This window comes from Streptomyces sp. NPDC087263 (assembly GCF_044744645.1).
Taxonomy (GTDB): Bacteria; Actinomycetota; Actinomycetes; order Streptomycetales; family Streptomycetaceae; genus Streptomyces.
Window position 1 is genome coordinate 489,436 of sequence record NZ_JBIUYT010000002.1, and the last position, 26,975, is coordinate 516,410.

The window sequence follows — 26,975 nt, forward strand, 5'->3', positions numbered from 1 at the left end:
CGGCGAGCCCGGGCCGGTCCGGGGACGCGACGCCGGGTTCTGGCTCCGCGGCGCCGGCGTCCGCGCCCTGCGGAACCCCGGCCGTCGCACGGCGAGGGTGCGCATCGTCACCCCCAGGGCCAGGACCGTCGTATGCCGTCAACACCCGTCAACACCCGTACGCCAGTTACCGAATGATGGAGGAACGACATGAAGAGCACGAATGACACCGGGGTCGTCGCAGGCCCGGCATCGGGCCGGACCAGCCACACCCACCGACTCCGCGGGCTCGCCGGCACCGGCTTCATCGCCACGCTCGCGGCGACGGTGGCCACCACCCTCGCCGCGACGCTTGCCCACGCCGTTGGCATCGACTTCGAGGTCCCCGATGGTGGCGAGAGGATCCCGTTGTCCGGGTTCGCCGTGGTGACCGGCTTCTTCTCGGTCGTGGGCATCGTCATTGCCGTCGCTCTTCTTCGTTGGAGCGCTCACCCCGCCAAGCGATTCGTGTGGACGGCCGTGTCGCTGACCGCGATCTCGATGGTCCCGCCCCTCCTCTGCGGGGCAGACACCGCCACCACCACCGTCCTCCTCGGGCTACACCTGGTCCCTGCGACGGTGATGATCCCCACTCTGACGCGGAGCCTCCGCACCCGGACCGATTGACGATCCCGCAACGCGACAATCCGCGACGCGTGGGCGTGCGCGAGCGCGTTAACCGGCCCCCCGATGCTGCCACCCTCCATGTCACGTCGGGTGTCGAGTGGCAGTGCGGGTGAAAGCGCCGACTCAGAGAGAGGGCGGGCCGGGCGTCCTGGTCTCTTGGCGCGTGGGAAGCGGGCGGTCGTAGACGTTGTTCGGGGTCACGATTTGGGTGATGGCTCGGGCGAGCAGGGAGGACGGCTCCTGGCCCCCGTCGGTGATGTCTGTGTTGATCATGAGTACCAAGGTGGCGTGCTGCGACGGCAGGTAGACGGTCACGGTCTCGTAGCCGGGGATGGAGCCGTTGTGGCCGATCCAGCCGCCGGATTTGAAGATGCCGAGGCCGTAGCTCAGGCCGGGAAAGCCGGTCGGGAGGGTCTTGAGTCGCTCCGCCTGGGTTTCCGGGCTGAGGAGCTCGCCGGTGGCTACGACCTTCGCCCAGCGACGCAGGTCGTGCAGATCCGAGATCATCGCCCCGGCCGACCAGGCCCAACTGGGGTTCCAGTCCGTGGAGTCGGCGACCTCGCCGCTCAGCGTCTGGTTGGTGTAGCCGCGCGGGTGGGGGTCGGGGAACTCGGGGCCCGACGGGAACAGGGTGTGGCGCAGGTGGGCCGGGCGGAGTACCTGCCGCTCGATGACGTCCTCGACGCGGTGACCGGTGACCTTCTCGATCACCAGGCCGAGGAGCACGAGGTTGCTGTTGCTGTACTCGAACGCCTTCCCCGGCGCGAAGGTGTTCTTGTGCTTGTAGCCGTACGCGAGCAGCTCCTCCGGGGTGAACGTCCGGCTCGGGTCGCTCAGCAGATCGTGCACGAAGTCGGCGTCGGCGCTGTAGGGGAACAGACCGCTGCGCATCTCGGCCAGCTGCCGCAGCGTGATCCGATCGCCGTCGCGCACCCCGTCGACGTACGCGGAGATCGGGTCGTCCAGGCCGATGCGACCGTCGTCGACGAGCTTGAGCAGCGCGGTGACCGTGAAGGTCTTGGTCTCGCTGCCGATCCGGAAGAACTTGTCGGTGGTCATCGGCTCGCCGGTGGCGGTGTCGGCGACCCCGGTCGCACGGACGTAGCTTCCCTTGCCGGGCATCCACAGTCCGACGACGACGCCGGGGATGTCGGCCTGCCGGCGGACCTTCTCGATGGCGGCGTCCAGCCTGGCGGTCAGTTGGTGACCGAGCTGCGGCGGGTGCTCGTCGCCCCTGTCGTGTCGGGCGACTGCCGCCGCCGCGTTGACGGCCGTAGCGGGAATCGCTGCCATCGGTGCCAGTACGGATGCCACGAGCAGGGTGGCGGCGAGGACACGGCGGGAGGGGGTACGTCGCATGTCGGGGCGCCTCTTCCAGGTCAGGGGCTGAGGTGGCAACGTCACCATCCGCCCCCTGGGTGGAGGTCTCCGTCGCGCACGCGTTCGGCGAAGTCCACTCGTTCGGAGCCACGCGGGTTTGTGACGGAGGGCGCCCAGGGGGTCGCGGCCGCCGGTGCCTCCCGGGCCCGCCTGATGAGCGCCTTGGGGTTGGTGCCTCCGGTGTTTCTGAGGCGTCCGCCTGTCCGGACCGGGCCGGGCACCCCCGGTCATGCTGCTGGAGCCCTGGCGTCAGCAGGTCTTGCGGAGGTAGCCGTTCGTGTCCTTGGGCAGGACCAGCTGGTCGCGGCGGACGACGCTCAGAGTGGTGCTCCAGTCGGCGCACACTGTCGACAGTCCCTTCGCCGTGTACTCGACCACGAGCACGTTGTTGTCGAAGGCCTCGGCGAACTCGCCGCACTCGTTCCACTCGCCGCACTCCTCCACCACGGCGAAGTCCAGGCCTACGGACGCACGGTCGGGGACGAGTTCCAGGGTGTTCTTCTGGGCGATGGCCAGGCCCTTCCCGTGGGCGTGCACCGACAGCAGTTTCATGAACGCCTTGGCCTGGTTGGCCGTGAGGTAGTTCGGGAAGCGGGTGAAGGTGTCGTAGTTGTCGGGCTCGACGGCCTGATAGCCCTTGGCGGCGCACTGGTCGATCCAGGCAATCACCTCGGCGGCGATGCGCTTTCGCTTGGCGGCGGTACGGATGTCCAGGACCGCCTCGCCCCAGTCCTTGTCGTAGACGACCTTCCCGTTGGCGTCACGCAGCAGCAGGTCGGGGTCCCAGTCACCCTCCGCGTCCTCCTGCGCCTGGAAGGCGTTGAAATTGCAGATGTTGTAGACACCCGGCGCGGGCGCGTCCTCGTGGCTGCGGCTGACCACCTGCACTCCGGTCGGCGGGGTGTACGCGCCGCCGACCTGGTAGTCCCACCGCACGTGCTTCGGCGGAGGCGTCACAGCGGGGGCGGCTGCGGGGGTGGTCGGCGGCCGGGAAGTGTCGTTCTCGTCCGACCAGCCGGTTCTCACTGTCGCCACGGTCAGGCCGACGACGACCACGGCTGCGGCGAGGCTGACGGTGATGCGCCGCCCTCGACGTTGGTGACCGGGGTGGGTGTTGTCCGCTTCCCCGGCCCCTCCGGCGGTGAGCAGGCCTGGTGGAACGGAGTGCGGATGCGAAACCTGGTGGCTGGTTCCGGCCGAGTCGGCCGCTCCCGGCACACCCGGCGCACCCGGTACGCCTGACACCCCTGCCACCCCTGCCACCCCTGGCACGCCTGGCCCCTCCGGCTCAGCGGCACCCGGCAGCGTACGGAGCAAGCGCTGTAGTTCGGCGAGTTCGGGCCGGGCGGCCGGGTCCTTGTCCAGGCAGCGTTCGGCGATGCTTCGGAGCGGTTCGGCGACGGCGTCCAAGGCCGGTGCCTCGTACATCACTTGATAGCCCGTCAGGTACGGGCTGCTTCCGTCGAAGGGACGGCTGCCGGTGGCCGCGTACACCAGCAGCGAGCCCAGCGAGAACACGTCCGAGGCGGCCGTGACGTCCCTGGGTGAGGCGAACTGCTCCGGCGACATGAACGGCGGCGTGCCGATCAGCCGTCCGGTGACGGTGAGGGCCTGGTTGTCGACGGCGTGCGAGATGCCGAAGTCGATGACGCGGGGCCCGTCCTCGGCCATCAGGACGTTGCTCGGCTTCAGGTCACGGTGCACCACACCCACCCGGTGGATGTCCCGCAGCGCCTCGACGAGGCCCAGCGCCAGCACGCGCAACTGGCCTCCGCGCAGCGGGCCGTCCGTGTTCACCCTGTCCGCCAGCGTGCGGCCCGGCACGTACAGGGTCGCCATCCACGGCCGTTCGGCGTCCGGATCGGCGTCCACCACAGGGGCCGTGAACGCCCCGCTCACCCGCCGGACCGCCGCGACCTCCTGTCTGAAGCGCGTCCGGAACTCCTCGTCCTGCGCGTACTGCGCGTGCACGACTTTGACCGCGACCCGCCGTCCCGAGTCCGAGCGGCCGAGATAGACGACGCCCATGCCGCCGCTGCCGAGCCGTTCGACCAGGGCATAGCCGCCTATGGACTCCAGATCGCCGGGGCTCGGAGACATCGCGGGTCACCTTTCCCAAGTGCCGTGCCTCGAAAAGCTGTTCAGTGGGGATCAGACTAGTGCCGAGATCCCTGGGCTTGCCGTCCGACCACAATGCCGTTGACTCGGGTCGGAATGCAGTGGACAAGATGGCGGTGCTTTCCCGGCCTCTTCAGTTGGTCTCGCCCCCGCGATTTCCCCGGAGGAGCACCGTCGTGTTTTGGGTGACATTGCGCACAATATGGGTGGATACGTCTAGGCAAGCTGTTGTTTGTCGTTAACAGTTGGGCTGGATATTTCCCATCCAACCGGCACAGAAAGCTCCCGCTCGCATGCGCAATTCTTCCGACGTCCCCGTGCAGCCCCACCCCGTCACGGTCGCCGAAGTGATTCCCGGTGATCTTCTCGCCCTGTCGGAAGAGGATGTGGCGGCGGACAGGTGGTACGTGGTGATGCACACCTTGCCCGAGAGCCCGCGGACCATTCGGCTGGCGCTGCGGCCGCCTCTCGGGGGAAGTGATCACGAGCGGGTGTTCCAGCGGGATCACCAAGTGACGGTGGGGTGTCGGCGGATGGATGTCGCCGGGGTTCCCGAGATCGGTTCGGCCGATCTGGAAACGGTGGAATTCAGGGACGGGGACCAGGTCACCTCGCTGCGCGCCGTCGACCCCGGGGCCGTCGAGGAGTCGTACAGCCGCCGGTGGGGGCAGTGGTACCGGCACCTGGAGAGCCGGGACGAGGAGCCGGTGTCGGACTCGGGGCTGCGGGAACGGGCCGCGCGGGAAGTCGCGGAGGGCCATGTCGTACGGCATCTTCCGCGGCCGCGTGCGAGCGCGGGCAGCGGTTCCGCGCGGCCGCGGCGGGTCGTCGTGACCGGGCTCGGGGCCGTGACGCCGCTCGGGGTGGGCGTGCACGAGCTCTGGCAGGGGCTGGTCGAAGGGCGTTGCGGGATAACGGAGTTGGAGGGTGCGGAGTTCGACGGGCTGCCTGTGCGGATCGCCGGGAGTGTTCTCGTGGATCCGGTGGGGCTGTTGCCCCGGCCGCAGGCTCGGCGGATGAACCGGGCCGCGCAGTTCGCGGTGATCGCGGCACGGGAGGCCTGGCAGGACGGCGGGCTGGATGTGGCCGGGACGGTCGAGAGCGGGCTTGAGCCCGAGCGGGTCGGGGTCAGCGTCGGCGCCATCCTCGGGGATGCCTCCGTGCTCGTCGGCGGTGACCGGCAGCTGCGGGACAAGGGACCGCGCGCCGTGTCGCCCCTCACCACGCCGATGACCGTGCCCTCGCAGGCCGCCTCCCAGGTGTCACTCGCGCTGCGGATCACCGGCGAGGCCCGCACGGTGAGCAGCGCCTGCGCGTCCGGCACCGAGGCCATCGGGCAGGCCATCGACCGCATCCGGTACGGGCATGTCGACATCGCCCTGGCCGGTGGCGCGGAGGCCGTGGTCACCCCGGCGATCATGGCCTCGTTCGCCGCGATGCGCGCGCTGTCCACCCACGCCCTCGGATCCACCAGCCCCTCCCGGCCGTTCGCCAAGGACCGCGACGGCTTCGTCAACGGCGAGGGGGCCGGCTTCCTGCTGCTGGAGGCCGAGGAACACGCGCGGGCCCGTGGCGCCCGGATCTACTGCGAGGCCGCCGGCTGGGGACTGTCCGCCGACGCTCACCACATGGCCGCCCCCGATCCGTCCGGCAAGGGTGTCGCTCTCGCGATGCGACGGGCCGTACGGGACGCCGGCGCGCATGTCGTGGACGTCGTACACGTCAACGCCCATGCCACCGCCACCTCCGACGGTGACCTCGCCGAGGCGGGTGCACTGCGGGCCGTGCTCGGCCGGGGCGTCCCCGTGACCGCGCTCAAGGGGCACCTCGGTCATCTACAGGGCGCCGCGGGCGGGGTGGAGGCCGTCGCCGCCGTGCTCACGCTCCATCACGGGCTCATTCCGCCGACCATCGGCTGTGATGAACAGGACGACGCCATCGAACTGGACGTGGTGACCAAGAGTCCGCGGCCGCTGCCCACCCTCGGCGACCTCGCCCTCAGCAACTCGTTCGGATTCGGCGGCCACAACGCGGTGTTGGCACTTAGACGCGTCGGGTGATTCAGGCGGGCGCGTTATCGGGGGCACGGCAGCGCCTCAGGTGATTCAGGCGGACGCGCGCTTTCGGGGGGACGCCTTCTTTGCCGCGGGGGGATTCTTCGCCGTCGTCTTCTTCGCCGCCGCCGTCCTCTTGCCGGCAGCCTGGGTGGTCGACTTGGTGGCCGACTGCTTTGATGTCGCCTTCGTCGGCGTCTTCGATGTGGGCTTCGTTGCGGTCTTCGTCGTCGTCTTTTTCGCCGCTGTCTTCTTCGCTGCCGGCTTTTTCGCCGTCGACTTCTTCCCGCCGACCTCCTTGGGAGCCGTACGGGACGAGAGCCGGGTGACCTCGGCGGCGTCGCCGGTCTCGGTGGTCTCGGTGGTCTCGGTGGTTTCCTCGCTCTCGCCCCGTGATTCCTTGGCCGCGCGCACGCTCTTCTCCAGGGCGGCCATCAGGTCGAGCACCTTGCCGCCGGTCTTCTCACCGGTGGGGGTGGCGGGGGCCTCCACCCCGGAGGCCTTGGCCGCGATGAGTTCGTTCACGGCCTCGCGGTAGTCGTCGTGCAGGTCGGCGAGGTCGACCTCGCCGAGGGTGTCCATCAGGGCGTCCGCCAGGTCCAGTTCCTTGTCCCGGACGGTGACGGCGGTGTCCGGGGCCACGTCCTGGGGGGCGCGGATCTCGTCCGGCCAGAGCAGGCCGTGCATGGCGATGACGTCGTCGACGACGCGGAGCATGCCCAGGCGTTCCCGGCCGCGCAGGGCGAACTTCGCGATGGCGACCTTCTGGCTGCGTTTCAGGGCCTCGCGCAGGAGGGTGTACGGCTTGGCGGCGGGGACGCCGTTCGCGGACAGGTAGTACGCCGTGTCCATCTGGAGCGGGTCGATCCGGTCGGCCGGTACGAAGGCCACGATCTCGATCGTCCTGGCGGTCGGGATGGGCAGCTGGGCCAGGTCCTCGTCCGTGATCGGGATCAGTGTGCCGTCCGCGTCCTCGTACGCCTTGCCGATCTCCCCGGACGTCACCTCACGGTCCTCCGCCTCGCAGAACTTGCGGTAGCGGATGCGGCCGCCGTCGTCGAGGTGGATCTGGCGGAAGGAGACCGAGTGGCTCTCCGTGGCGTTCACGAGCTTGATCGGGATGCTGACCAGGCCGAAGGAGATGGCGCCGTTCCATATGGATCGCACGTGCAGCACCTTCCACTCGATTGCATCCTGTTTTGGATAATTTCTTACTGTTAGGTGAGATTGTCATCGTATGACGCCTATCACCGTGGTGGAGGGGCGAAGGCTCGCACTCAGCAATCTGGAGAAGGTCCTCTATCCGGCGACCGGTTTCACCAAGGGTGAGGTGCTGCACTACTACGCGATGGTCGCCGACGTGCTGCTGCCTCACCTCCGGGACCGGCCGGTGTCCTTCCTGCGCTATCCGGACGGGCCCGACGGTCAGGTGTTCTTCGCCAAGAACGTGCCGCCGGGTACGCCCGAGTGGGTCACCACCGCCGAGGTGCCGCGGTCGGAGGGGCCGGCGCGGATGGTGCTGGTCCAGGACCTGGCGAGTCTGATGTGGGCGGCGAACCTCGTCACCGAGTTCCACACACCCCAATGGCTCATCGGGGCGCCGGGCGACGCGGACCGGCTGGTCTTCGATCTCGACCCGGGGGCGCCGGCGACCGTCGTCGAGTGCTGCGAGGTCGCGCTGTGGCTGCGGGAGCGGTTGGCCGCGGACGGGATCGAGGCGTACGTGAAGACGTCCGGGTCGAAGGGGCTGCACCTGTTGGCGGGGCTGGAGCCGACGGACTCCGGGCGGGTGACGGAGTACGCCAAGGGGTTGGCCGTGGAGGCGGAGAGGGTGATGCCTCGGCTCGTTGTGCACCGGATGACGCGGGAGCTGCGGGCCGGGAAGGTGTTCGTGGACTGGAGTCAGAACGCCGCGCGGAAGACCACGGCGGCTCCGTACACGCTGCGGGCGCGGGGGGAGCCGACGGTGTCGGCGCCGGTTACGTGGGGGGAGGTCACGTCATGCCGTTCCGTTTCCCAACTGGTGTTTCAGGCGGTGGACGTCGTTGCGCGGGTGGAGGAGTACGGGGATCTGCTGGAGCCGCTGCTCGATCTCGGTCGGGGCTGCGCTCTGCCGTCGGCGTGAAGGGAGTGCGTTTTTTCGCCCCCTCCGCCCCTGCCCGTCCCTTGTCCCTGGGGGCTGCCGCCCCCAGACCCCCGCTGTCGGCCTGAACGGCCTCGTCCTCAAACGCCGGACGGGCTGAAAACGCCGCCCCCACGGGGGGTGAGGTCCCGCGCCTCATACCCGCGTCCACGTATGGCGGTCCCGCGCCATCGCGTGGAGTGCCTCGACGTCGGCCGGTTTCAGGACTCCGCCGAGGCGGGACAGGGTCGCGAGGTCGGTGTCCTGGAGGATGTGGAGCTCGCGGAGGGGGACGGTGATGTCCAGGGTGGCCGGGCCCGCGAGGGCAAGGACGGGGTGGACCTCGGCCGTGAGGGCGTACGAGGCTCGGTCGGCGTCCGCGCGGATGCGGCGGAGCAAGGGGTGCGGCTCGCGGCGGCCGACGGTGACCATCGGGTCGGCCACCAGGACGCGCTGCTTTCGGGCGTACAGGGCGCGTACGGCGAAGAGGCCGCCGGGGCCGATGACCAGGTGGTGGAGGCGGTCACCTCCCGGGAACGGGAGTGAGTGCAGGGTGTGCCAGCCCGCGCCCTCCAGGTGGTCGAGGGCCTCCCCCACCGTCTGCTCGGCGGCGAGCGCGCGGCGCCGCGGGTCGGGGCGGAGGCGGTGGGCCGGGCCCGGGTCGCGGTCGAGGGCGATCAGCAGCGCCTCGCCGGGACGGTTCGGCGCCAGGTCGTCGTCCGGGTGGAGGGTGAGGCGGGCCAGCTCCGCGGGGGTCGGGACCGGCGGCGGCCCCACCGTCACCGGTCCGGTCAGGAACGGGCCGAGCGCGTCGAGCACGTCCTCTCTGCGATCCTCGCTGAGCAGGTTGACCCTGGCCGACTCTCTGTCGTACCAGGCGACGTTCCTCCCGTCCGTCAGACAGACGTACAGCCGCTCCTGGCCGTGCCGCCAGGTCGGTATGACGCGCAGTCCGTTCATGCACCATCACCCCATGACCATGGGAACAGGCGGGGTGCTCCAGGGGCAAGAACCCGGTTACCTTTGTGAGCAGCTGGGGGAGTTGGTGGGAGGCGCCGTTGCGGACTCGCAGAAGACCATCGGATGTGCCGGCCCCGGACAGCCCGTGGAACGAGATCGTGCCCGGCCTTTGGATGGGCGGGCACGCGTTCGCGGGGCGGTCCGGAGATCCGGAGTTCGCCGTCGTACACGAGGAGTTCGACCTCGTCCTGACCCTGCTGCGGCTTCCGGGGCACGGGCCGGACCCGGGCGTGGAGCATCATGTGTGGCCGGTCCCGGACGGGCCCCTCGACGGCACGCAGCTGGCGGGCGTCATACGTCTCGCGCAGGCCGCCGACGACGCGCTGGAGGACGGGCGCCGGGTCCTGGTCCGGTGTTTTCACGGCTACAACCGTTCCGGGCTCGTGGTCGGGCACGCGCTCATGCGCGCGGGACACACCGCGGACGAGGCGATACGGCTGATACGGAGCCGGCGCTCGCCGTGGGCGCTGCACAACGAGCTGTTCGTGGAGTACCTGCGCGCCGGGCTCACCACGGCCCGGCTTCTTGAGGAGCTGGCGGAGCCCTGAGAAGCCGACGGGGCCTCCCGGTAGTCGCGCCGGGGTCCGGACGGCGAGGGAAATGGCTGAGCAAAAGGGATGAACAAAAAGGACTTCACTGCAAATAAAAGGACTTCCCTACGAATAGGGTGTGCGGGGCGAGCCTCTCGCCCCCCATCCCCCTCGCAGGAGCGCAGTGACCCATCACCGCCGCGCAGCCACGGCCCGCCGCGCACCCAGGGCTTTCGCCCTGCTCGCCGCGGTCCCGCTGCTGGCACTGGCGGGCTGCGGGGATCAGGGTGAGCTGCGCGGAGCGGGCGAGACACCCACCGCCGTGGGCCCGTCCCGACTGTGGCCCACGCTGGCGCCCGCCACGACGCCCGCGCTCGACTACGGCGAGGCGGACACCGAGGTCGTCAAGGGCATCGAGGCCGCGAACGACGACATCCACGAGGTGAACCCGGTCGCGGTGCTCAGGGCACAGGTCGCCGCCCATCCGGACGAGTACACCGGCCGGACGGCGATGTACCCGCAGACCGCCGAGCGGCTCGGCGACTGCGGGAGCCCCTCAGGCACGCGCGGCAAGGGCTGCCCGATCCTCCAGACGTACTACCGCGATCTCACCGGCGACCGGAAGGACGACCTGGTCCTCGGCTTCACGCTGCCCGGGGACCAGTTGACCGTACGGGCCTACACCTTCGAGAAGCACCGGCTGGTCCAGGTCATGAACACCACGGACTCCGTGATCGGCGTCGAGTTCGCGGGCCGCGACCTGATCGTCCGGGCCGCGTCCACCCTGCCCGGCTACGAGTACCGCACGGTCTGGTCCTGGGACACGCACCAGCACGCGATGCTGGCGACACGCGACGAGATCCTGCGGGTCGGCGACTCCACCCCGGCCCCCACGCCCAGCGCCTCCCCGAGCGCCTCATGAGACGCCCCCTCCAGCACCCCCTCCAGCGCCTCCCCCAGTGGACCGCCACCCTCACCTGGAAGGCCGCCGCCTTCATCACGGTGATGTGCTGCGGCCTCGCCGCCCTCCTCGGGATCCTCGTACACGTCTCGGTGACCGACCAGACCGTCGGCGAGGCGCGTAGCCGCGCGCTCGACCAGCTCAACGAGGCGACGACGGCGTACGAGGCGGGAGACCGGCTGCCGCCGAGCGCGGGCGTCGATCTCCCGGGGCTGCCGGAGCAGTTGCGCGAGCTGGCGGCGGACGGGAGTCGCGGCACGATGGTCGGCGACGACCAGGACCGGCGCCCCACGATGTGGGCGGCCGGGCCGGCCGACGGAGGGCGGGCGCTCGCCGTCAAGTTCGACTACTCGCAGGGCGCCCACGCCATCGAGGCGCTGGACCGCGCGATCGTCTGGTCCTCGGCGCTGGCGATCGGGGCGACGCTGCTGGTGGGAGCGTTCGCGATGACCCGGGTGACACGGCGGCTGCACGCGACGGCGCGGGTCGCGCGGAGGATCAGCGCGGGCGACCTTGACGCGCGCGTCAACGATCCCCGTACGGATCACCGGACGGATCCCCTTACGGACGCCCTTACGGTCGTAGACCCTCGTGCCGTCGCAGATGCCCGCGGTGGCCTGGACCCTCGTACCGGCGACGACCCTCGCGGCACGACCGGGCGCCCTCGCGCCGCCGACACCGGTCGCCGTACGGGCGCGGCCCCGCATACGCGGATCCCCCGCCGCCAGGACGAGGTGGCCGCCGTCGCCGCGGCCCTCGACTCCATGGCGTCTTCGTTGCAGGGGAAACTGCTGAGCGAGCAGCGGTTCACCGCGGATGTGGCGCACGAGCTGCGTACCCCGCTGACCGGGCTGCACGCGGCGGCCGAACTGCTGCCGCCGGGGCGCCCGACCGAGCTGGTCCGCGACCGGGTCGCCGCGCTGCGCACGCTCACCGAGGACCTGCTGGAGATCTCCCGCCTCGACGCGCGGAGCGAGCGCCTCGAACTGGACTGGGAGCCGCTGGTTCCGCTGGCCGAGCGGGTGGTGCGGGCGTCCGGAGCCCCGACCGATGTACGGGTCGTACGGGAGGCGCACGTGGAGACCGACCGGCGCCGGCTGGAGCGGGTGCTCGGGAACCTGGTGGACAACGCGCACAAGCACGGGCGGGAGCCTGTGGTGCTGACGGTCGACGGGCCGGTCGTCACCGTGCGGGACCACGGTGACGGCTATCCGGAGTACCTCGTGGTGCACGGGCCCCAGCGGTTCCGTACCGAGGGCGGTGCGCGGGGGCATGGGCTCGGGCTGACGATCGCGCTCGGCCAGGCGGAGGTACTCGGCGCACGGCTGGCGTTCGCCAACGCCGCCGACGGCGGGGCGGTGGCGATCCTGACACTCCCTCAGGGACCTCAGGGACCTCAGGGACCTCAGGCCCCGCGGGCCCCTCACCCCGATGGCCCCTAAGGGGCCCCCGAAAGCTGCGAGGACTCCGCGCTCCCTCTGAGCCCCGATGGCGCAGTGTGAACTGCGCGCACCCCGGCCCGCTCCTAATGTGGCGATTAGTCAGGTTCGCCCCCCCTCCTGGAGGAGTCCCCATGTCCCCCAAGCCACTGCGGTCGACGTACACCCGCCTCGCCATAACTCTCGCCGCCGGCAGCCTCATCGCGCTCGCCGGCGCCACCCCCGCCCTCGCCGACGAGGACGGGGACCCCGGAAGCGGCGACAGCCGCGAGTGGGACAACGGGGACTCCGGAAGGGACGACGGCGACGGCCGGGACTGGGAAGACGGCGGCAGGGACGACAACGGCCGCGACTGGGAGAACGGCCGGGACGACGACCGCGACAACAACCCCCGCCGCTACAAGGGCCGCATCTCCGCCCGCGGCGGGCTGGCCCTGCGCACCGCCCCGAACCGTGGCAGCCGGGTGCTGCGCGTGGCGCGGTACGGCGAGGTCGTGCACATCTTCTGCAAGACCTCGGGCCAGTCCGTCGACGGCAACCGCCTCTGGTACCAGCTCACCGACGGCACCTGGGCGTGGGGCGCCGCGCGCTACATCGACAACATCGGCGCGGCCCCTCGCTGGTGCTGAGCCGGCACAGGGTGCGCAGGGCGTGCACGACGCCTGAAGCGCGCAACGTACACCGGAACAGCCCGTTTATCACTACATAACGGGACATCAGGATCGCCGCTTGCTACGTTCCGGACATGATCCAGCCCGGAGTGTCCGGAACAACCGTGGCGGCGGACCCGCCCGCCCCCGCTGTACGCCTGCCGAGGCGCCGTGGCATCGAGTTCACCCTCATCGTCCTGGCCGTCCTGCTCTGCGTGTACGGCTACTGCGCTGTCGGTCTCGCGAAGAACGGCACCGTCCCGCCCGGCGCCGCCGGTTACGGCGCCGGGCTCGGCGTGCTCGCACTCCTCGCACACTTCGCGGTGCGCTTCCGGGCGCCGTACGCCGATCCGCTGCTGCTGCCCATCGCCGTACTCCTCAACGGCCTCGGTCTGGTGCTGATCTACCGCCTCGACCTGGAGACCCCCCGCGACCAGGCGGCCCCCACCCAGCTCATCTGGTCGACGCTCGGCGTCGCGCTCTTCACCGCGGTCGTGCTCCTCCTGCGCGACCACCGGGTCCTTCAGCGCTACACATACGTCTCCGTCGTCACCGCGCTCGTCCTGCTGACCCTGCCGATCTTCTTCCCGGCGGTGAACGGCGCCCGCATCTGGATCCGGATCGCCGGATTCTCCATCCAGCCGGGCGAGTTCGCGAAGGTACTGCTCGCACTCTTCTTCGCCGGCTATCTCGCCGCCAACCGCAACGCGCTCGCGTACACCGGCCGCCAGATCTGGCGGTTCAAACGGCTCCAGCTCCCTACCGGCCGCGTCCTCGGCCCGATCGTCGCGATCTGGCTGCTGAGTGTCGGCGTACTGGTGCTGGAACGGGACCTGGGCACATCGCTGCTGTTCTTCGGCCTGTTCGTGATCCTGCTGTACGTCGCCACCGGGCGCACCGGCTGGATCGCGGTGGGCCTGCTGCTCGCCTGCGTGGGCGCGGTGGCCGTCGGCTGGCTCGAACCGCACGTCCACAGCCGGGTGCAGGACTGGCTCCACCCCTTCGCCTCGATCGAGGCGGGCCAGGGCCCCAACCAGCTCGCCCAGTCCCTCTTCGCGTTCGCCGCCGGCGGGATGCTCGGCACGGGGCTCGGGCTCGGCCACTCCCTCCTCATCGGCTTCGCCGCCAAGTCGGACTTCATCCTGGCGACGGCGGGCGAGGAGCTGGGCCTGATCGGCCTGTCCGCGATCTTTCTGCTGTACGCCCTTCTCGTCGAGCGCGGCTACCGGGCCGGCCTCTCCCTGCGCGACCCCTTCGGGCGGCTCCTCGCCATCGGGCTCGCCTCGATCGTGGCGCTCCAGGTCTTCGTCATCGCGGGCGGGGTGACCGGGCTGATCCCGCTCACCGGCATGGCGATGCCCTTCCTCGCACAGGGCGGCTCCTCGGTCGTCACCAACTGGATCATCGTGGCGCTGCTGATCCGGATCAGCGACTCGGCGCGGAGTCAGTACGACGGGACGGGGGCGTCTTGAGCTGCCAGGTGGTGGGGGTTCGGGTGGCAGGGGTCCGCGTGGTTGGGGTTCGGGTGGTGGGGGTTCGGGTGGCAGGGGTTCAGGTGGTGGGGCTGTGACGCGTTATATCCGTAGAGCTGCCGCTCTGTGCGCGGTGCTGCTTGTCGCTCTGCTCGTCAACGCCACCCGTGTCCAGGTCTTCCAGGCCCGGTCGTACGACGACAATCCCGCCAACCGCCGCCAGCCGATCGCCCGTTACGGCCAGCCGCGCGGTGACGTCCTCGTCGGCGACCGGGCCATCACCGGATCCAAGGACAGCGGCGAGCAGCTCCGCTATGAACGGACGTACAAGAACGGGCCGTTGTACGCGCCCGTCACCGGCTTCGCCTCGCAGGTGTACGGGACCGCGTTCCTGGAGGGCGCCGAGGACGGCATCCTCTCCGGCAGCGACCCGATGCTCGCCCCGTTCCCCCTCTGGAACGACTTCACGCGCTCCCAGAGCCCCGGCGGCAAGGTCGTCACCACCCTCGACCCGGCCGCACAGCAGGCGGCGTACCAGGGGCTGGGCTCACGGCGGGGCGCGGTGGCCGCGATCGAGCCGTCCACCGGGAAGATCCTCGCGCTGGTCTCGACGCCGTCGTACGACCCCGAGGTGCTGTCCGGGACGGGCCCGGCGGTGGCGGAGGCCTGGGCGCGGCTCAACGAGGACGAGAGCAAGCCGATGCTCAACCGGGCGATCCGGCAGACGTATCCGCCGGGGTCGACGTTCAAGGTGGTGACGGCCGCGGCGGCGCTGGACGCGGGCGTGGTGACCGATGTCGACATGCCGACCGACTCACCGAACCCGTACACGCTGCCGGGTACGACGACGACTCTCACGAACGAGATCGAGGGCTGCGAGAACGCCTCGTTGCGGTATGCCTTCGAGTGGTCCTGCAACACCGTCTTCGCGAAACTGGGCGTGGATGTAGGGCTGGAGAACATGACGCGCACGGCGGCGAACTTCGGCTTCAACGACCGGAAGTTGAGGATTCCGTTCGCCGTCGCGCCGAGCAACTTCGATGTGCGGCTGGACCGTGCCCAGCTGGCGCTGTCCTCCATCGGACAGTTCGACACCCGGGCCACGCCTCTTCAGATGGCGATGATCTCGGCGGCCGTGGCGGGGGGTGGCGCCGTCAAGTCGCCTTATCTGGTGGCGAAGACGACGACTCGGGGTGACGCCACGGTGTCCACCACCGGGCCCAGGACACTGCATCAGGCGATGAATCCGTCCACCGCGCTGCGGATGCGTGAGCTGATGACGGATGTGGTGACCGAGGGCACCGGCACGAACGCCGCCATCCCCGGCGCCACCGTCGGCGGCAAGACCGGCACCGCCCAGCACGGCATCGGCAACGCCGGTACGCCGTATGCCTGGTTCACCTCCTGGGCCGAGGCCGACGACTCCATGGGCGCGTCGGTGGCCGTCGCCGTCGTCGTCGAGGATGCGGCGGCGGAGCGGGGGGATATCAGCGGGGGTGGGGACGCTGCGCCGATCGCCAAGGCGGTGATGGAGGCGGTGCTGGGGTTCTGAGGCGGGGGCGGGGGGGTGACTTGGGGGCGGGGGCGGCTTGAGGTTGGGGGCGGCTTGGGGCGGGGGTGGATTGAGGGCGGGGGCGCTTGCGGGCGGCTCGGTATGTGGGATGGGGGTGTGGGGTTTCTTTGGGCCGACCTATCGTTCGGTACATGACTGAACCCGTGTACGAACTCGCCCAGGCCAACATCGCTCGACTCAAAGCCCCTTTGGATTCACCGCAGTTGAAGGACTTCGTCGAAGCACTCGACCCCGTGAACGCCGACGCCGACGCGGCGGACGGGTTCGTCTGGCGGTTACAGAGCGACTCGGGCAACGCGACGGACGTGGCCGTCTTCGGCGACGAGTGGCTGATCCTGAACATGTCCACGTGGCGGGACTCGAACGCCCTGACGGCGTTCATGTATCAGGGACAGCACCGCGAGCTGCTGGCCCGGCGGCGTGACTGGTTCGAGCGAGTGGCGGAGGCGATGTCGGTCATGTGGTGGGTTCCGGCAGGCCATCGCCCCACAGCGGCGGAGGCCGAGGAGCGGGTCCTTCACCTGCGTGAGCATGGACCGACGGCGTACGCCTTCACCTTGCGGAACTCGTATCCCGCCGGTGGCGCCTAGCCAGGCGCCTGCGGGTACGGCCGTATTGCCGATTTCTCGGTGGCATAGGGGTGAATCGGGGGCACGCATGCGATGCGGCCAGGTCCGCGCACCCTGCGGGGCGCCAAGACTGAGGTGTCCGCCCATCGGGGCGGCGGCCAGATGACCGCTCAACGCAAGGCAGGACCGATGAAGTTGACCTACCGTTTCGCAGCCGTGTGTGTTCTCACGCTCGGACCCCTCGGGCTCGGCGGGGAGGCAGTGGCCGCGCCGCACGACGCGGGTACCCCCGTGTCGACCTTCTGCAACAACCCCGTCAACCTGAGCCTCGTCGCCGCGCCCGGCGGCAGTGGGCTCCTCGGGGAGCTCCTCGGGAGCCTGGGGCTCGGCGGCGCGGGCGGCGAGACCGGCGCCGGCGGCACCGGGACCAGCACCCCTTCCGCGGACGGCACCGCCACGGGTGGCGAGGGCGGCTCGCCCACGACCTCCAGCGACCAGGAGGCGAACAACAACCGTTGCGGCAAGAGCGTGGACATCGACCAGTCGCGCTCCGTCGACAGCGGCACCGACGGCGGTGGCGAGCAGGTCGTCGCCAGCGACCGGCGCGCGGGCTGATGTGAATTCCCCGGCCGGCTCGTGGTGGTTTCCTTCCACGGGCCGGCCTTGCCGTGTCTCCCGGGCGGTCTCGGACTCGGGGCTGTCTGCGGTGTCCGCTCCGCGCTCCACCGGTTCATCCGAGGTAGACGTTTCGTCAATAAGTCGCGCGAGAAGTATTGACCGACTTGCTGACACGCAGTCTCATAAGTTGTGCCCGCCGGTAACCCATGGAGATCCGGTACGACTTGGATGGGGACAGCGATGACCGAAGCCGATGTACTGCGTGACGCGCTCGGTCTGCTCAAGGACCGGGAGCAGGTGGCCGAGCGGCTGCTCGACTCCTCCGCCAGGCACTCCTTCGATCCGGACAAGGAGCTGGACTGGGACGCGCCGTTCGAGGACGGCAAGTGGTTCTGGCCGCCGGAGCTGGTCTCGCTGTACGACACCCCGCTGTGGCGGCGGATGGGTGAGGAGCAGCGGATCGCTCTGTCGCGGCATGAGGCTGCGGCGTTGGCGTCGCTGGGGATCTGGTTCGAGATCATTCTGATGCAGTTGCTGGTGCGGCACATTTACGACAAGGCTGCGACCAGTGCGCATGTGCGGTACGCGCTGACCGAGATCGAGGACGAGTGCCGGCACTCGAAGATGTTCGCTCGGCTGATCGCGCGGGGTGGGACGCCGTACTACCCGGTGAGCCGTCTGCACGCCAATCTCGGGCGCTTGTTCAAGACCGTCTCGACCACGCCGGGGTCGTTCACCGCGACGTTGCTCGGTGAGGAGATCCTTGACTGGATGCAGCGGTTGACCTTTCCGGACGAGCGGGTGCAGACGCTCGTCCGAGGGGTTACGCGTATCCATGTCGTGGAGGAGGCGCGGCATGTGCGGTACGCCCGGGAGGAGCTCCGGCGGCAGATGGTGACGGCGCCTCGGTGGTCGCAGGAGTTCACGCGGGTGACCTCCGGTGAGTTCGCCCGGGTCTTCTCCGTGGCGTTCGTCAATCCCGCGGTCTATACGAATGTCGGGCTCGACAGGCGTGAGGCGATGGCCCAGGTGAGGGTGAGTGGGCATCGGCGGGATGTGATGCAGACCGGGGCGAAGCGGTTGACCGAGTTTCTGGATGACATCGGGGTGCTGCGGGGGGCTGGGCGGCGGTTGTGGAAGGCGTCGGGACTGCTGGCGTGATGCGTCCGTCCGCTGTGCTCGCCGGGGTGTGGGTGGGTCGGGGCCGCGCCGGTACATCCGCCCGCATCCGGACGGATCGACTGTCGGGAGGGAAGGTGCCGTCCGGATGGGATCCGTCCGGATGCGGGCATTTGATGTACCGACACGGCCCCTTCCGTCGCACCTCGGCTGCCGGTGCGTGGGGGAGCTGCGGCCACATTGCCACTCCGTGCCATTGCGGCCTCGGGTGCGGGTGCGGGTGCGGGTGAGTGGAGGGGGCAGCGCCATCGCCACTTCGTGCCGTTGGGGCCTCGGGTGCGTGGGATGGGGTGGGGCGGAGCGGGGGCAGTTTGGGCTCGTTTCTGGGTGGGGCGGTTACGCTGCCCGGCATGACCTCCGCGGCTCCCACCCCCGCTTATCGTCGGCTCAGTGTCGAGGAGCGGCGTAGTCAGTTGCTTGAGGCGGCGTTGTCGCTCTTTGCGCAGCGGGCGCCCGAGGAGGTGTCGCTGGATGATGTGGCGGAGGCGGCCGGGGTGTCGCGGCCGCTCGTGTACCGGTACTTTCCGGGCGGGAAGCAGCAGTTGTACGAGGCCGCGCTGAGGTCTGCGGCGGAGGAGCTGGAGCACTGTTTCGCGGAGCCTTTGGAGGGGGCGCTGACGGAGCGGCTGTCCCGGGCGCTTGACCGGTATCTGGCGTTCGTGGATCAGCATGACGCCGGGTTCAGTGCTCTGTTGCAGGGCGGGAGTGTCGTGGAGACGTCTCGGACCACGGCCATCGTGGACGGGGTTCGGCGGGCCGCCGCCCAGCACATTCTTGATCATCTGGCTGTGCGGGATCCTGGGCTGAAGCTGCGGATGACCGTACGGATGTGGATCACCGCCGTGGAGGCCGCCTCCCTCATCTGGCTCGACGAGGGGAAGGAACCGTCGCTCAATGAGTTGCGGGACTGGCTTGTCGAGCAGTTCGTGGTGACGGTGGTGGCCACTGCCGGGCGGGATCCGCAGACCGCTGCGGTGGTGAAGGGCGCGCTCGCCGGCGAGAGGCGGGACGGGGTTGTGGGCTCGTTGGCGCGTCGGGTGCTTCCCGTGATCGGCGATGCCGCGCGGCTGCTGTGACGTTTGTTTTGTGACACTGGTGGAGTGAAGAGCGAAGACACTCCCTTTGTCGGTGGGCCGCTGGACGGGCGGGTGCTGCCTGTACTGCTCGGGGCCACCGGGCATCCGCCCAAGGTCTATCGGGTTCCGGTTCCGGACGCGGGCGGTGGGCCGCCCACCGTGCTCGTATACCGGCGGGTGCAGGCCGGGCACAGTCGGCGGCTCGGGCTGCACCAAGGGTGGCGGTACGAGTACGCCGCCGAAGGTGAAAGGGCAGGGCGAGGCTGGCGCGGGGGCAGGTGGCCCTGGTCAAGGTCCGGCGGCGCGCCGGGCGTCAACGCTGACGAGTGACCTTCTTCGGCCGAACCGACCACCCGGCGCGCGCCCGGGATGCGCGCGCCTGACTCTTCCGGTGAGAGGTGGACGGACCACCCCCGCACCGGAGGTGATGACGTGTCAGGAAGGCTTCTGCGTCGGGTCTGTACGGCGGCCGTGACGACGGTGACCGCCGGGGCGCTGGTGGCGTTCTCGCCGGCCGCTTCGGCCGTTCCCGCGCCCTCGGAGCCTGGCTCGCGTTCCGTCGCCGAGTTGCTGACGGACCTTCAGCGGCTCTACCGGGACGCCGAGCGCGCCAGCGAGACGTACAACGCGACCGAGGAGAAACTGAAGAAGCAGCGGGCCGAGGTCGTCCGGCTGGACGGGAACCTCGCCAAGGCCCGCCTGACGCTGCACGACAGCCGTGGCGCCGCGGGGCGGCTCGCGCGGCAGCAGTACCAGGGCAGGACCGAGATCTCCTCGTACGTACGGCTTCTGCTCGCCCGCGATCCGCAGCATGCGCTCGACCAGGGACATGTGATCCGGCAGCTCTCGCTGGAGCGGGCCGAGACCGTGGAGCGGGTGGTGGGGAACGAGAAGCGGTTCGACGGGCTCGCTCGGGAGGCTCGCAAGGCGCTCGACGGTCAGCTCACCCTCGCCGGGCGGCAGAAGGAGGCCCGGGATGCGGTGCGCGGGCGGCTGAAGGATGTCGAGGAGCTGCTCGCCTCGCTGACCGTCGGTCAGCTTGCGGAGCTGGCCGAGTTCGAGAAGTCGGGGGAAGCTGCGGCTCAGAAGAAGTTCATGGCCTCCGGTGCGCTCAGCAGCGGTGTGCGGCGGCCCTCGCGGGAGGGTGAGGAGGCCCTGCGCTACGCCGTCGAGCAGATCGGCAAGCCGTACGAGTGGGGTGCGGAGGGGCCGACGTCGTACGACTGCTCGGGACTCACCTCGCAGGCCTGGGAGCATGCCGGGCGGCCCATCCCCCGGACCAGCCAGGAGCAGTGGGCCCAGCTGCCGCACATCCCGCTGAGCGACCTGCGGCCGGGCGATCTGGTGATCTACTTCCCCGAGGCCACCCACGTCGCCCTCTACCTGGGCGACGGGGTGGTGGTGCAGGCTCCGCGGCCCGGGGCGAAGATCAAGGTCTCGCCCATTGCCGCCAATCCGCTGCTGGGGGCGGTGCGCCCGGATCCGGGCCCTCCCCTGCCCCAGGGCCACTACACGCCACCGAAGCTCCCCGAGGGTGCCATGGAGGGTGCGGACGAGGGCTTCGGCGCCCCCGCTCAGTAAGCCGACGCGGGCACGGACGCCCCTCCAAGGGCGCGGGGAACTGCGCCGCCACCAGCCCGCGCCTGGGGTGAAAGCCTCAGGCCCCCGTCACCGATGCCAAGTACGCATTCGTCTTCTCGGGTTCGAAGAAGAAGTTCTCGAAGTCCGCCGGGTCGTCGAAGCCGTTCGCGAAGCGGGCGGCGACCGGCGGGAGTTGGCCCGCCGCGCCGATGAGGTTCAGGACGTGCTCCGGCGGAGCGCCCAGCATGGCGTTCGTCCACTTCGTCACGTGCTGAGCCGTGTCCCAGTACCGGTCGAACGTCGCACGCATCCAGGTCTCGTCGAACTCCTTCTCCCCGTGCTCGACGATCGAGGCGAGGTACGCGGCGGCGCACTTGGAGGCGGAGTTGGAGCCCTGCCCGGTGATCGGGTCGTTGGCGACGACGACGTCCGCGACGCCCAGGACCAGACCGCCACCGGGGAGGCGGCCGATCGGGTTGCGGACGGTGGGGGTGTAGCGGCCGGACAACGTGCCCTGGGCGTCGGTCAGTTCGGCCTTGGTGGCCCGCGCGTGCTCCCACGGCGTGAACCGCTCCATGAGTTCCAGGGTCAGGGAGAGGTGTTCTTCCGGGGCTTTGACTCCGCGAAAGGCGTCCAGCGGGCCGCCGGGTATGCCCTCCCAGAAGAGGATGTCCGCGTGGCCGGAGGTGGTGAGGGTCGGCATGATGAAGAGCTCACCGACGCCGGGGACCAGGTTGCAGCGGACCGCGTCGAACTCCGGATGCTCCGGGCGCGGGCCCAGGCCGTGGACGTACGACACCGCGAGTGCGCGCTGCGGCTCCGTGTACGGGGAACGGGAGGCGTCCCGGCCGAACATGGACACCAGCTCGCCCTTGCCCGCGGACACCATCACCAGGTCGTACGTACGGGCGAAGAAGTCGAGGTCGGAGACCGCCGCGCCGTGGATGACGAGCTGGCCGCCGCGCTGCGCGAACGTCTCCATCCAGCCGGCCATCTTCACGCGCTGGTCCACCGACTGCGCGTATCCGTCGAGCTTGCCCACCCAGTCGATCGCACGCTGCGAGGGGCCCGGGTCGAAGGAGCCGGGGGCCGCCACCGAGACGCCGAGTCCTTCGATCTTCGGGGCCTGGGACTCCCAGAAGTTCAGCTGGAGATCACGCTCGTGCTGGAGTGCCGTGTCGAACATGCACTGCGTCGACATGACACGGCCGGTACGAATCTCGTCCGGCGTCCGGTTCGACATCAGGGTGACCTCGTACCCGTGCGACTGGAGGCCGAGGGCGAGCTGGAGTCCGGACTGGCCGGCTCCGACGACGAGTATCTTCCGCATGCGGGTGGTGTCTCCTACGGCTTGGGCGACCTGTTTCGGGGCTGCGCGTCCCCGAGTCGGGGCCGGGCGTCCCGGTTTCGGGGCTGAGCGTCCCCGAGTCGGGGCTGAGCGTCCCGGTTTCGGGGCTGAGCTCCATGTTCGAGGCTTAACTTCGCTGTTCGGGGCTGAGCTTCGCTATTCGGGGGTGACTGCGAGCGCGTGGGCGACCAGGGCCAGCAGGGTCTCGACGGCCGAGATCCGGCGGCGCGCGTCCATGATCATGACAGGTATGTGCGCGGGCACCGTGAGGGCCTCGCGCACGTCCTCGGGCTCGTACCGCTCGCTGCCGTCGAAGTGGTTGACCGCGACGACGTACGGCAGTCCGCAGCTCTCGAAGTAGTCGAGCGCCGGGAAGCAGTCCGTGAGGCGGCGGGTGTCGGCGAGGACGACCGCGCCGATCGCGCCGCGCACCAGGTCGTCCCACATGAACCAGAAGCGCTGCTGGCCCGGCGTGCCGAAGAGGTACAGGACCAGGTCGTCGTCGAGCGTGATGCGGCCGAAGTCCATGGCCACGGTCGTGGTCAGCTTCTCGGGCGTCGCGGTGAGGTCGTCGGTCTCCTCGCTGGCCTGGGTCATCAGCGCCTCCGTCTGGAGGGGCGTGATCTCGGAGACCGCGGTGACGAGCGTGGTCTTGCCCACGCCGAAACCGCCCGCCACCACGATCTTCGTCGCGATCGGGGCGCGGGTGCGGTCGGTCTGCCAGGCCTGGAGGTTCTCATCGGCCTCGGGGGACCGCGGAGCTACCGGTCCGGGATCGGCAACTGCCTTGGGGAAGGCGGTTCTTGGCGCGCCCTCAGAGACGACGGAGTCCATTCAGCACCCTTTCCAGCAGAGCGCGGTCCGGCTGTCCCGTGCCGTGACCGGTTCCGTACACACGGATCTTTCCCTGGTCCGCCAGGTCGCTCAGAAGCACCCGGACCACGCCGAGCGGCATCCTGAGAAGGGCGGCGACCTCGGCCACCGTTCGCATCCGGCGGCAGAGCTCGACGATGGCCCGCATCTCGGGCATCACCCGGGTTTCGAGCGAGCCGTTGGTCAACTCCCGGCGTTCCTCCGGGGCTTCGATCGCCGCGACGAACGTCTCCACGAGCAGGACGTGACCGAAGCGGGTGCGGCCGCCGGTGAGCGAGTACGGGCGTACGCGGGCGGGTTTGCGGTCGCCGCCGCGGACGGGGAGCTTGGTTGGATCACTACCACTGCCACTACTCATCGGGCACTCCCCGTCGGCTCGATCTCAGGCTCCGGCGCCGGCTCCGTCTCGATCTCGGTCTCCGTCTCCGTCTCCAGGGACTTTCTGAGTTCGATGCGGAGTTCGGGGGTCAGCACATGGCCTGCGCGGCCCACGAAGAGCGCCATGTGGTACGCCACCACGCTCATGTCGCAGTCCGGGGAGCCGTGCACACCCAGCAGCGAGCCGTCGCTGATCGACATGACGAAGAGGCTGCCCTCGTCCATCGCGACCATCGTCTGCTTGACGGCGCCGCCGTCCATCAGCTTGGCCGCGCCGATGGTGAGGCTGCCGATGCCGGAGACGATGGTGGCGAGGTCGGCGGCGGACCCCTTGGGGCCCGTGCGGCGCTCTTCTCTCGCCTCGCGCGCCTCCTCGTTTCTTCCGGGGTCGGAGGAGATCAGCAGCAGGCCGTCGGAGGAGACGACCGCGACCGAGAGAAGGCCTGGCACCTCCTCGACGAGGTTCGTCAACAGCCAGTGCAGGTTACGGGCTTCACTGCTCAGGCCGAAGGTACTGGGCGCGGTCAACTGCTTGCCTCCTCGACTGTGCCCCCCGATGGTTCTACGTCCTGTGCGTGCAACCCCGCGCCTTGCGCGGGCGCGTCCTGGTCGGCGATCTCCGCCTCCACCTCGCGACGGCCCTCCTGCGCACCCCGGTGGAAGCCACCGAGCCTGCGGCGCAGCGCCTCGGCGTCCACACCGCCCGTGCGTGGCCGCGGGGGCGCGACGGGCTCGGAGAGCTTCGGCGTCCGCTTGGGCAGGCCCTTGTCGGTGACCCGGCCGGGGCCGTCCAGGTCCGCGGCCCGCTCATGAGCGTCGGGGCCGATGGCGTAGGGGTCATCGGTGGGGGTGGCGGGGGTGATTGTGGATGCGGATGTGGATGTGGACTGGGTGGGGAGGGTTACGCCGGCTGTTTCGGCCGGGGCTGCCACGGGCTCGGGGACCGGCGCCGGGGCCAGGAGCTCCATCGTGGTCTCGGGTGTCGGCTCGGGCTCGGCGGCCGCCGGGGGCTCCTGCGGCGCCCGAGTGTCCGCGGCTGCGGCCTCCCTCGCCGTCCGCTCCGCCGCCGCGATCAGCGGGTCCACGTCCGCGGCCGGGGGCTGCGCCGTGGGCGTCGAACGGCCGTACAGGACGTTGGAGTTGGCCTCGGCGTCCGCGCCGGGGAGGGTGAGGGAGGGGGCGCCTGCGGTGGCCGGAGCGGCGGATACGGCGGAGGAGGGGGCGGCGGCCAGGAGACTCTTCGGGAGGACGGCGACGACCGCGGTGCCGCCCTGCTTCTGCTCGCGCAGCTGCACGCGTACCCCGTGCCGATGGGCGAGCCGGGCCACCACGTACAGGCCGAGCCCGAGTCCCTCGCCGCCCTCCTGGTCGTAGGCGTCGTCGGGATCGAACTCGGCGAGCCGGGTGTTGAGCAGGCTCATCCGCTCGGCGGTCATGCCGATGCCCTCGTCCTGCACGGAGAGCATCACCTCGCCGTTCTCCAGGAGCCAGCCGGAGACCTCCACGGCCATGTCGGGCGGCGAGAACGACGCGGCGTTCTCCAGGAGTTCGGACACGAGGTGCGAGATGTCGTCCGCGGCGAAGCCGGCCAGGTGCGCGTGCGGCGGCAGCGTGGTGATGCGGACACGCTCGTACCGCTCTATCTCGCTGACCGCGGCACGTACGACGTCGACGAGCGGGACGGGACCGGCGTGCTGCTGGCCGCGGTCGGCGCCGGCGAGGACGAGCAGGTTCTCGCTGTGGCGCCGCATGACCGTCGCGAAGTGGTCCAGCTTGAAGAGGGTGGAGAGACGGTCGGGGTCCTGCTCGCGCTCCTCCAGGCCCTCGATGATGCCGAGTTGGCGTTCGACGAGGCCGAGGGTGCGCAGTGCGAGATTGACGAAGGTGCCGTGGATGGTGCCGCGCACCTGCTCCAAGTGGGCGGCAGCCGCGGCGAGTTCGGTGCGGAGCTTGTCGCGTTCGTCGGCCATCAGCTGACGCTGGCCGATGAGGTGCTTGCGGTCGCCTTCGAGGGTGGTGATCCGCTCGTGGAGCTCGGCGGCGTGTGCGTGCAGCGCGTTCACGGAACGGACGACCTGGGCGAACTCGTCGTTGCGGCCGGTGAACTTGACCGGCTCCTGCGCGCCCGGGTCGGCGGCGAGACGGGCCGAGCCGCGCCGCAGGACGGACAGCGGGCGGGTGAGGCTGCGGGCCATCGCCATCGAGACGCCGACGGCGACGAGCAGCAGGGTGCCGATGGCCGCGACGCGGATCTCCAGCGCGGTGACGTCGTCGTCCCGCAGTGCTTCGAGGTCCTTGATGCGGCGGCTGTTGAGGGATGCCTCGGCGCCGCGCATCAGTTCGACGCGGGCGGAGAGCGCCGCGTCCAGCTTGTCGGTGCGGGTGTCGAGTTCGTCGTCGGAGAGCGTCGGCTGGTCGGTCAGGCCCGTGAGGTACTTGTCGGCGTTGGTGACGTCGGGCCCGGTGACCGTGGAGTCGTACTTGGTCTTGTCGGCCTTGGGCGCCGTCTCGCGGAACTCGGCGAGGGCCGCGTCCGAGCGGAGGCGGGCCTGCTGGGCGGCGGCGCTGAGCGCGTCGCGCTGCTTGGTGTCGGCCTCCGACGAGGAGCTGGTGGTGCTCGTCAGGCCCGTGTAGGGGTCGGTGGTGGTCTGCGTGCTGTGCGGGACGCTGAGGGCCGCGAGGAGCAGTCCACGGGCGGCGGCGGACTGCTGGACGGCGGAGTCCAGCTCGGCGAGGGAGTTCGCGCCGGAGCCCGCGCGGGGCGGCAGTTGCTCGGCCAGCTCCTCGGCGAGGGCGTGGAGTTCGGTGATGGCACCCGAGTACGACTGGTGCGCTTCGAGCGCGGTGCTCGCGCCGGTCAGCGCCGCTCTGCGCAGCGAGGCGATGGTGTCGAGGTCCGTGAGGAGGGACGCGGGGGCGTCCTCGTCCGCCCGCAGCTCCTCGACCTGCCGGTCGACCCGGGCGCCGCGCTGCTCCGAGGGCACCTTGTCCTTCGGCCGGCCCGCCGCGATGTACGAGGTGACCTCGTCGCGCTCGTCGGCCAGCGAGTGCGCGAGGGTCAGCGCCTGCTGGGTGCGCTGCGCGAGCGTCACCAGGTTCTGGGAGTCGTTGAGCTGACCCGAGGCGGTCAGGATCGTGGGTGCCCCGGCGCCGGCCACGGCAGCCGCGACGACCGCAACGGCGACAATCAGCCGATTGCGTACGTGGGCGGTTCGGCCCCTGCCCGCCGACTCGGCGGCGGCAGCGCCATCCCCAGTCGATCTGGAGGCTGTCTGCTTGCCTGTGCGCCTCGGCCGCGTCTTCTGCACCGGTGCTCGCATTCCTGACTCGTGTACTCATGTACCCGGGTGACGTTCCGTCAACTGGGGTGTTCGCTCTCCCCCGAGCTT

General features: G+C 70.2%; 23 protein-coding genes. 14 read left to right on the plus strand and 9 right to left on the minus strand.

Going from position 1 to position 26,975, the window contains the following annotated elements; translation table 11 throughout:
• The first annotated feature begins 189 nt into the window (after positions 1 to 189).
• Entirely contained in the window at positions 190 to 645 is a 456-nt protein-coding gene (locus ACIPC1_RS07435; RefSeq protein ID WP_402514140.1) for a DUF6069 family protein, read from the plus strand.
• Between the two features lie 123 nt (positions 646 to 768).
• Here the strand turns inward: ACIPC1_RS07435 and ACIPC1_RS07440 are convergent, their stop codons facing one another.
• Both ACIPC1_RS07440 and ACIPC1_RS07445 read right to left on the minus strand, forming a co-directional pair.
• Positions 769 to 2,004, minus strand: coding sequence for a serine hydrolase domain-containing protein (locus ACIPC1_RS07440; protein ID WP_402514143.1), 1,236 nt, complete (start codon positions 2,002 to 2,004; stop codon positions 769 to 771).
• A 270-nt stretch (positions 2,005 to 2,274) separates the two neighbouring features.
• Positions 2,275 to 4,125, minus strand: a complete 1,851-nt coding sequence (locus ACIPC1_RS07445; RefSeq protein ID WP_402514146.1) for an endo alpha-1,4 polygalactosaminidase — start codon at positions 4,123 to 4,125, stop codon at positions 2,275 to 2,277.
• 311 nt (positions 4,126 to 4,436) lie between these two features.
• Between ACIPC1_RS07445 and ACIPC1_RS07450 the strand changes: the two genes are divergently transcribed.
• Positions 4,437 to 6,203 (plus strand): beta-ketoacyl-[acyl-carrier-protein] synthase family protein, encoded by a 1,767-nt coding sequence (locus ACIPC1_RS07450; protein WP_402514149.1) that lies wholly within the window; start codon positions 4,437 to 4,439, stop codon positions 6,201 to 6,203.
• Positions 6,204 to 6,248: 45 nt separating this feature from the next.
• Here ACIPC1_RS07450 and ACIPC1_RS07455 read toward each other — a convergent pair whose 3' ends face one another.
• Positions 6,249 to 7,373 carry a Ku protein gene (locus ACIPC1_RS07455; protein WP_402514152.1) on the minus strand — a complete coding sequence of 375 codons (1,125 nt, stop codon included), beginning with the start codon at positions 7,371 to 7,373 and terminating at the stop codon, positions 6,249 to 6,251.
• 61 nt (positions 7,374 to 7,434) lie between these two features.
• On the opposite strand from ACIPC1_RS07455, the gene ligD reads away from it, so the two are divergent.
• Complete coding sequence (gene ligD / locus ACIPC1_RS07460) at positions 7,435 to 8,322, plus strand: non-homologous end-joining DNA ligase (protein WP_402514154.1); 888 nt, start codon at positions 7,435 to 7,437, stop codon at positions 8,320 to 8,322.
• A 153-nt stretch (positions 8,323 to 8,475) separates the two neighbouring features.
• Here the strand turns inward: ligD and ACIPC1_RS07465 are convergent, their stop codons facing one another.
• On the minus strand, positions 8,476 to 9,279 hold the full coding sequence (locus tag ACIPC1_RS07465; RefSeq protein WP_402514155.1) for a nuclease-related domain-containing protein: 804 nt from the start codon (positions 9,277 to 9,279) through the stop codon (positions 8,476 to 8,478).
• Positions 9,280 to 9,377: 98 nt separating this feature from the next.
• Here ACIPC1_RS07465 and ACIPC1_RS07470 point away from each other — a divergent pair, with 98 nt between their 5' ends.
• The 11 genes from ACIPC1_RS07470 to ACIPC1_RS07520 all read left to right on the plus strand — a co-directional run bounded on the left by ACIPC1_RS07470 (position 9,378) and on the right by ACIPC1_RS07520 (position 20,987).
• Entirely contained in the window at positions 9,378 to 9,887 is a 510-nt protein-coding gene (locus ACIPC1_RS07470; RefSeq protein WP_384382749.1) for a dual specificity protein phosphatase family protein, read from the plus strand.
• Between the two features lie 166 nt (positions 9,888 to 10,053).
• Positions 10,054 to 10,791, plus strand: a complete 738-nt coding sequence (locus tag ACIPC1_RS07475) for a hypothetical protein (protein WP_402514156.1) — start codon at positions 10,054 to 10,056, stop codon at positions 10,789 to 10,791.
• Positions 10,788 to 12,272, plus strand: coding sequence for an ATP-binding protein (locus tag ACIPC1_RS07480; protein WP_402514159.1), 1,485 nt, complete (start codon positions 10,788 to 10,790; stop codon positions 12,270 to 12,272). Before ACIPC1_RS07475 ends, ACIPC1_RS07480 begins: the two co-directional genes overlap by 4 nt.
• 131 nt (positions 12,273 to 12,403) lie before the next feature.
• Complete coding sequence (locus ACIPC1_RS07485) at positions 12,404 to 12,898, plus strand: SH3 domain-containing protein (protein ID WP_402514160.1); 495 nt, start codon at positions 12,404 to 12,406, stop codon at positions 12,896 to 12,898.
• A 116-nt stretch (positions 12,899 to 13,014) separates the two neighbouring features.
• The gene (locus tag ACIPC1_RS07490; protein WP_402514162.1) at positions 13,015 to 14,391 is read left to right on the plus strand and encodes an FtsW/RodA/SpoVE family cell cycle protein; all 1,377 of its coding nucleotides are present in this window, start codon (positions 13,015 to 13,017) and stop codon (positions 14,389 to 14,391) included.
• 94 nt (positions 14,392 to 14,485) lie between these two features.
• On the plus strand, positions 14,486 to 15,943 hold the full coding sequence (locus ACIPC1_RS07495; protein ID WP_402514163.1) for a penicillin-binding transpeptidase domain-containing protein: 1,458 nt from the start codon (positions 14,486 to 14,488) through the stop codon (positions 15,941 to 15,943).
• Positions 15,944 to 16,095: 152 nt separating this feature from the next.
• Positions 16,096 to 16,554 carry a DUF3291 domain-containing protein gene (locus ACIPC1_RS07500; RefSeq protein WP_402514165.1) on the plus strand — a complete coding sequence of 153 codons (459 nt, stop codon included), beginning with the start codon at positions 16,096 to 16,098 and terminating at the stop codon, positions 16,552 to 16,554.
• A 168-nt stretch (positions 16,555 to 16,722) separates the two neighbouring features.
• Entirely contained in the window at positions 16,723 to 17,148 is a 426-nt protein-coding gene (locus tag ACIPC1_RS07505; protein WP_402514166.1) for a hypothetical protein, read from the plus strand.
• Between the two features lie 243 nt (positions 17,149 to 17,391).
• Complete coding sequence (locus ACIPC1_RS07510) at positions 17,392 to 18,312, plus strand: diiron oxygenase (RefSeq protein ID WP_402514167.1); 921 nt, start codon at positions 17,392 to 17,394, stop codon at positions 18,310 to 18,312.
• A gap of 368 nt (positions 18,313 to 18,680) precedes the next feature.
• Positions 18,681 to 19,406, plus strand: coding sequence for a TetR/AcrR family transcriptional regulator (locus tag ACIPC1_RS07515; RefSeq protein WP_402514168.1), 726 nt, complete (start codon positions 18,681 to 18,683; stop codon positions 19,404 to 19,406).
• A gap of 432 nt (positions 19,407 to 19,838) precedes the next feature.
• Positions 19,839 to 20,987, plus strand: a complete 1,149-nt coding sequence (locus tag ACIPC1_RS07520; RefSeq protein WP_402514170.1) for an NlpC/P60 family protein — start codon at positions 19,839 to 19,841, stop codon at positions 20,985 to 20,987.
• Between the two features lie 76 nt (positions 20,988 to 21,063).
• Here ACIPC1_RS07520 and ACIPC1_RS07525 read toward each other — a convergent pair whose 3' ends face one another.
• From ACIPC1_RS07525 to ACIPC1_RS07545, 5 genes are all read right to left on the minus strand, one after another.
• Positions 21,064 to 22,317: a styrene monooxygenase/indole monooxygenase family protein gene (locus ACIPC1_RS07525; protein ID WP_402514172.1), complete on the minus strand. Its 1,254-nt coding sequence runs from the start codon at positions 22,315 to 22,317 to the stop codon at positions 21,064 to 21,066.
• A gap of 174 nt (positions 22,318 to 22,491) precedes the next feature.
• Positions 22,492 to 23,169: a GTP-binding protein gene (locus tag ACIPC1_RS07530; RefSeq protein ID WP_402514175.1), complete on the minus strand. Its 678-nt coding sequence runs from the start codon at positions 23,167 to 23,169 to the stop codon at positions 22,492 to 22,494.
• A complete protein-coding gene (locus ACIPC1_RS07535) occupies positions 23,150 to 23,566 on the minus strand; it encodes a DUF742 domain-containing protein (protein WP_402514177.1) in 417 nt (138 codons plus the stop codon). Before ACIPC1_RS07535 ends, ACIPC1_RS07530 begins: the two co-directional genes overlap by 20 nt.
• Complete coding sequence (locus tag ACIPC1_RS07540) at positions 23,563 to 24,114, minus strand: roadblock/LC7 domain-containing protein (protein WP_402514179.1); 552 nt, start codon at positions 24,112 to 24,114, stop codon at positions 23,563 to 23,565. Before ACIPC1_RS07540 ends, ACIPC1_RS07535 begins: the two co-directional genes overlap by 4 nt.
• The gene (locus tag ACIPC1_RS07545; RefSeq protein ID WP_402514181.1) at positions 24,111 to 26,906 is read right to left on the minus strand and encodes a nitrate- and nitrite sensing domain-containing protein; all 2,796 of its coding nucleotides are present in this window, start codon (positions 26,904 to 26,906) and stop codon (positions 24,111 to 24,113) included. The genes ACIPC1_RS07540 and ACIPC1_RS07545 overlap by 4 nt, the downstream gene beginning before the upstream one ends.
• Between the last annotated feature and the right edge of the window lie 69 nt (positions 26,907 to 26,975).

Coding starts and splice junctions, on each gene's coding strand:
- ACIPC1_RS07435 (WP_402514140.1), top strand. CDS start 190: ATGAAGAGCACGAATGACACCGGGGTCGTCGCAGGCCCGGCATCGGGC.
- ACIPC1_RS07505 (WP_402514166.1), top strand. CDS start 16,723: ATGAAGTTGACCTACCGTTTCGCAGCCGTGTGTGTTCTCACGCTCGGA.
- ACIPC1_RS07535 (WP_402514177.1), bottom strand. CDS start 23,566: ATGAGTAGTGGCAGTGGTAGTGATCCAACCAAGCTCCCCGTCCGCGGC.
- ACIPC1_RS07530 (WP_402514175.1), bottom strand. CDS start 23,169: ATGGACTCCGTCGTCTCTGAGGGCGCGCCAAGAACCGCCTTCCCCAAG.
- ACIPC1_RS07490 (WP_402514162.1), top strand. CDS start 13,015: ATGATCCAGCCCGGAGTGTCCGGAACAACCGTGGCGGCGGACCCGCCC.
- ACIPC1_RS07440 (WP_402514143.1), bottom strand. CDS start 2,004: ATGCGACGTACCCCCTCCCGCCGTGTCCTCGCCGCCACCCTGCTCGTG.
- ACIPC1_RS07480 (WP_402514159.1), top strand. CDS start 10,788: ATGAGACGCCCCCTCCAGCACCCCCTCCAGCGCCTCCCCCAGTGGACC.
- ACIPC1_RS07515 (WP_402514168.1), top strand. CDS start 18,681: ATGACCTCCGCGGCTCCCACCCCCGCTTATCGTCGGCTCAGTGTCGAG.
- ACIPC1_RS07545 (WP_402514181.1), bottom strand. CDS start 26,906: ATGCGAGCACCGGTGCAGAAGACGCGGCCGAGGCGCACAGGCAAGCAG.
- ACIPC1_RS07445 (WP_402514146.1), bottom strand. CDS start 4,125: ATGTCTCCGAGCCCCGGCGATCTGGAGTCCATAGGCGGCTATGCCCTG.
- ACIPC1_RS07500 (WP_402514165.1), top strand. CDS start 16,096: ATGACTGAACCCGTGTACGAACTCGCCCAGGCCAACATCGCTCGACTC.
- ligD (WP_402514154.1), top strand. CDS start 7,435: ATGACGCCTATCACCGTGGTGGAGGGGCGAAGGCTCGCACTCAGCAAT.
- ACIPC1_RS07450 (WP_402514149.1), top strand. CDS start 4,437: ATGCGCAATTCTTCCGACGTCCCCGTGCAGCCCCACCCCGTCACGGTC.
- ACIPC1_RS07510 (WP_402514167.1), top strand. CDS start 17,392: ATGACCGAAGCCGATGTACTGCGTGACGCGCTCGGTCTGCTCAAGGAC.
- ACIPC1_RS07465 (WP_402514155.1), bottom strand. CDS start 9,279: ATGAACGGACTGCGCGTCATACCGACCTGGCGGCACGGCCAGGAGCGG.
- ACIPC1_RS07525 (WP_402514172.1), bottom strand. CDS start 22,317: ATGCGGAAGATACTCGTCGTCGGAGCCGGCCAGTCCGGACTCCAGCTC.
- ACIPC1_RS07485 (WP_402514160.1), top strand. CDS start 12,404: ATGTCCCCCAAGCCACTGCGGTCGACGTACACCCGCCTCGCCATAACT.